Origin of the sequence: Okeania sp. SIO2F4, from assembly GCF_010672385.1 — a bacterium.
Classification (GTDB): domain Bacteria; phylum Cyanobacteriota; class Cyanobacteriia; order Cyanobacteriales; family Microcoleaceae; genus Trichodesmium.
In genome coordinates this window covers 1-2,910 of sequence record NZ_JAAHGT010001098.1, presented here as the reverse complement: position 1 = coordinate 2,910, position 2,910 = coordinate 1, and the positions used below count along the sequence as shown (strand labels likewise).

At 34.5% G+C, this 2,910-nt stretch carries 2 protein-coding genes; one reads left to right on the top strand and one right to left on the bottom strand.

Features of this window, described 5'->3' with window-relative positions:
• Positions 1-10 precede the first annotated feature (10 nt).
• The gene (locus F6K22_RS37515) at positions 11-2,047 is read left to right on the top strand and encodes an ABC transporter ATP-binding protein (protein WP_293109880.1); all 2,037 of its coding nucleotides are present in this window, start codon (positions 11-13) and stop codon (positions 2,045-2,047) included.
• Positions 2,048-2,098: 51 nt separating this feature from the next.
• On the opposite strand, the gene F6K22_RS37510 is transcribed toward F6K22_RS37515, so the two are convergent.
• A partial coding sequence (locus tag F6K22_RS37510) for an alpha/beta fold hydrolase (protein ID WP_293109879.1) occupies positions 2,099-2,910 on the bottom strand: 812 nt, incomplete at its 5' end.

Genomic DNA, 2,910 nt, shown 5'->3' with positions numbered 1-2,910 from the left:
ATAAATATAAATGTCTAGAAAAGAATTTATCTTAAAATTTATTCTTCGTAAACCTTTCAACTTTCAAATTATTGGAAATATTATATTAGGATTTAGTAGCGGATTATTTAATGGAGTTAATACAGCTCTAATAGTACCTATACTATTGCAAATTTCGGGGCAAGAAGTTGAGCTGAAAGGTTCTCCGCCGATAATTCAATTTTTACTATCTCCTTTTGACGGAGTTTCAGAAAAGTATCGCCTTGGAGTAATGCTTTTAGCAGTTATATTAACTATTTTCCTGAAAAATTTAACTACATATTTAAGAAGTTTGTTGACAGTAGCCTTTAATCGTAGTCTGACAAATACTATTAAATCAGAAATGTTACAAACATTAATGGACAGCGATTTAGATTTCTTTACAAAAGTCAAAGTAGGAGATCTAATAAAACGTTTAGGCTCAGATACAGCTCAATGTGTACAAACTATTAATGGTTATGTTAATTTAATAACTCAATTAATCACTCTTTCTTTATTTTTCAGTTTACTAATTTCAATTTCTTGGCAACTTACTTTAATTGCTTCTATATTAGCAGCTCTAATTTCAGCAATTAACCAGCTTTTTATTCGTAGATCAAAGAAATTTGGAGTTGTTTTAAATCAGGAACAAAAAAGTTATGCAATTAAGGTAATTGAGACTCTGAGTGGTATTCGGTTAATTAAATCAATAAGTAGTGAACATAGAGAATATAAACAGATTAGAAAATTAATGCTTTCCCTGGAAAATATAGCGTTGAAAGAAAAAATGAATTCAGCGTTAATACCTCCAGTAAATGAAATGACAAGCATGATGACAGTAATCGGTATTTTATTATTAGGTAGATATTTATTTGCCGATCAAATTGCTAATGTTTCTGCTATATTACTAACTTATCTTTTAGTTCTATTTCGTTCACTACCTATTGTTTCTCAAATTAATGGCAGTCGCAATCAAATTGCCAAAGGATCTGCTAGTTTTGATATGGCCGTAGACTTATGGAGAAGAGATAACAAACCAATTATGAAACCTGGTTCTATACCTTTTCAAAAGGTGAGGAGAAAAATTCATTTTAAGAAAATTTCCTTCTCTTACCCAGGTAATGATAATTTAGTTCTTAAAAATGTTGATATATCCGTGCCTAGAGGTAAAACTTTAGCGTTAGTGGGAGGTTCAGGAGCAGGTAAGTCAACATTTGCAGACCTACTACCAAGATTTTATGACCCTACTTCTGGTTCCATTACTATAGATGGTATTGACTTACGGGAGTTTGATATTACTACTCTCAGAAGAAAGACTGGTATTGTTAGTCAAACTACTCATTTATTTAACGATACGGTAAAAAATAATATTATCTATGCTCGTCCTGATGCTACAGAAGATGAAATTATTGAAGCAGCTAAACAAGCTAATGCTTATGATTTTATTATGGACTTTCCCAAGCAATGGGAGACAGAAATAGGCGATCGGGGTGTTATGCTTTCGGGTGGTCAACGACAAAGATTGGCCATTGCTAGGGCGCTATTACAAGATCCAGAAATATTAATCTTAGATGAGGCCACAAGTGCCCTTGATACAGTTTCAGAACGTTTGGTACAGGAGGCCATTGATAAATTAAGTCGCGATCGCACAGTTTTAGTTATTGCCCACCGTCTCTCAACAATTCAAAATGCCGATCAAATAGCTGTCTTAGATCGTGGGAAGTTAGTTGAAATGGGTACTCATTTAGAACTTCTAGAAAAACCAGATGGTTACTATCATCGCCTCTATACTATACAGTTTGGCGACCCGTCTGAAGCTGATAAATATATTGACCAACAAGTTTTAGCTAAGGCATCTTATGAAGCTCGTGGTTTTCTCAACAAAATTATTGGTTCTTTAACATTACTAGCTGATGAAATAGTTGACACACCTGAAGAAAAAATAGAGCTTACTGAAGAAGCTTTTCGATCATCAATTTCTCTTCTAAGAACTTTAGAAGTATTTGAAAATCAAATGGAAAATCATAAGAAGTTAGGAGCTAAAAATTAGGAATTATAGCCTAAATTATATCAAATTTCTTGGTAATAGCTTTGAGGTTTTCTAGTTATCTGAGTCTCTGCTCCTTTTTTCTAATATCCATTCCTGCAAAATAGGGTTTACTAATTCTGGTGCTTCATCTTGAGGACAATGACCAACTCCAGGCAAAGGAATAAATTTTTCTACAGTTTTAAACTTGGCAAATTCCTTTCCCAATTCAATATTTTCCCAGGGGTCTTTCTCTCCCCATAAAATTATGGCTGGACAGGGTAATATAGGTAATAAATCTTCTGCTAAAGGTCCTTGAGAATAACCAGTAAAAGCTACAAAGACATCAACTGCTCCCTCATCTTTTGCTGGTTTCAATAATAGATCGATTAATTCATCTGTTACTGCTTCAGAACGTTGATATGCCTCCAACAATACTCGCTTAACAGTTTTCTTAGTTGCTAACTGGTTAAAAAATAATTGACTTATCCACTTGACTTTTAACAACTTTTGTACTATTAGCGACCCCTGACTACGATACCAAGGAAGGGTAGACCGTTTCCGTTCGTGCAGAAGTCTCAGAGAACAATTGATAATTCCTATGCCTAGAATAAGATTGGGATTATCAACTGCTGTCTGCATTGCCACAATGCAACCTATAGAATTTCCGACAAGAAAAGCAGGAGCGCCAACTATTTCTCTACAAAAATCCCTAATTTGTTGGCTCCAGGTTTCAAATGTGTAGGTGACATCTTGACTTGGCGTAGGTTTAGCTGAACCGCCAAAACCTAGTAAGTCAATAGCGTAACAGCGACAACTGGCAGCTAGTACAGGAATATTTTTGCGCCAGTGTCCCCAAGAAGCTCCAAAACCATGTATTAATATTA